The following is a 1,360-nucleotide window of genomic DNA, read 5'->3' as shown; positions in this document are numbered from 1 at the left end:
TGAACTGCCTCCCATTTCTTGGACACAAGAAATGGGAGGCCTTTTTATGGCTGGAAACGCTTTGTACGACGTCGGGATGAGACTGCGAGCGGCAGAGCTGCACGACGAGGGGCGCGGCCGCGCGGCGATCGCGGCCCTTCTCGGGATGCCGGAGGGAACCGTGAGAGAATGGCTGTGCACCTACAGGTCTGCTGGTATCGAGGTTCTGACCATGATGGGAAAGAAGCACACCGCCTATTCGTTCGAGACGAAGCTGGCCGCCGTCAGGGCGGTCGTCGACGAGGGCATGACGAAGCCCGAGGCCATGGAGAAGTTCGGGATAGCCTCGCCAAGCCCTTTCAAGAAATGGCTGAAGGCGTACAGGGAGGAAGGCCCGGAGGCGCTCAGGCCAAAGCCAAGGGGGAGGCCGAGGGGGTCCGGCTCCCCGTCCGGGGAGACGACGCGCGAGCAGGAGCTCGAGCGCAGGATCAAGAGGCTCGAGGCGGAGAACGCCTACCTAAAAAAATCGATCGCCCTGAAGGCGGAGAAACGCTCTCGAACGGCGAGAAGGCCGCGGTCGTGAGCGGGCTTTCAGGGCAATACCCCCTCGCCGACCTGCTCGAGTGCGCCGGCCTGGCGAGGTCGAGCTACTACTACGCGCTGTCGCACCCGAAGGCTCCCACCAGGCCCGAGCTCTGGGAGGCCGCCGCCGAGATATTCTCGCGCACCGCCAACGGGTGCGGCCACAGGCAGATCGCCATGTGCCTGCGCGCCGAGCAGGGCGTGCGCATAGCCGACAAGACGACGCTGAAGATGATGCGCGAGATGGGCATCAGCTGCGGGATCCGCCGCGAGACCGACTACCACAGGTACAACTCGTACAGGGGCAAGGTCGGAAAGACCTTCGAGAACGTCATCGGCAGGGACTTCGCCGCCGACGGGCCGTGGGAGAAGATGGGCACCGACGTCACCGAGTTCAAGCAGCCCTGGGGCAAGGCCTACTTCGCGCCGGTCTACGATTTCGGCAGCAAGGAGATCGTCGCCTGGTCCACGTCGCTGCATCCCAACATGGCCCAGCAGCACGAGCTGCTCGACCAGCTCGTGTCCAAGATGCCCGAGGGCTCCAGGCCGGTCCTGCACTCGGACATGGGCTGGCAGTACCAGCAGGCCGGGTGGTGCAAGCGGCTGGAGGAGGCCGGCGTGGTGCAGAGCATGTCCCGGAAGGGCAACTGCATCGACAACGGCGCGACGGAGCAGGTGTTCGGCCATATGAAGGACGAGTTCTTTCGCGGAAGGAAATGGCCCTGCTTCGAAGACTTCAAGAGAGACCTGGACGAATACATCATCCATTGGAACACGAGAAGGAGGCAGGTTAAACTGA

General features: G+C 63.5%; 2 protein-coding genes. Both read left to right on the top strand.

Annotated features, from left to right (window positions below):
- The first annotated feature begins 46 nt into the window (after nucleotides 1–46).
- Nucleotides 47–562: a helix-turn-helix domain-containing protein gene (locus PMW70_RS09700; RefSeq protein ID WP_271744738.1), complete on the top strand. Its 516-nt coding sequence runs from the start codon at nucleotides 47–49 to the stop codon at nucleotides 560–562.
- On the top strand, nucleotides 559–1,360 hold an 802-nt coding region (locus PMW70_RS09695), incomplete at its 3' end, for an IS3 family transposase (RefSeq protein ID WP_271744737.1). The genes PMW70_RS09700 and PMW70_RS09695, both read left to right, overlap by 4 nt.

It is taken from the genome of Collinsella aerofaciens, from assembly GCF_028209625.1.
In the GTDB taxonomy this organism is placed as follows: Bacteria; Actinomycetota; Coriobacteriia; order Coriobacteriales; family Coriobacteriaceae; genus Collinsella; species Collinsella aerofaciens_AM.
This window is presented reverse-complemented; position numbering and strand designations above follow the sequence as displayed.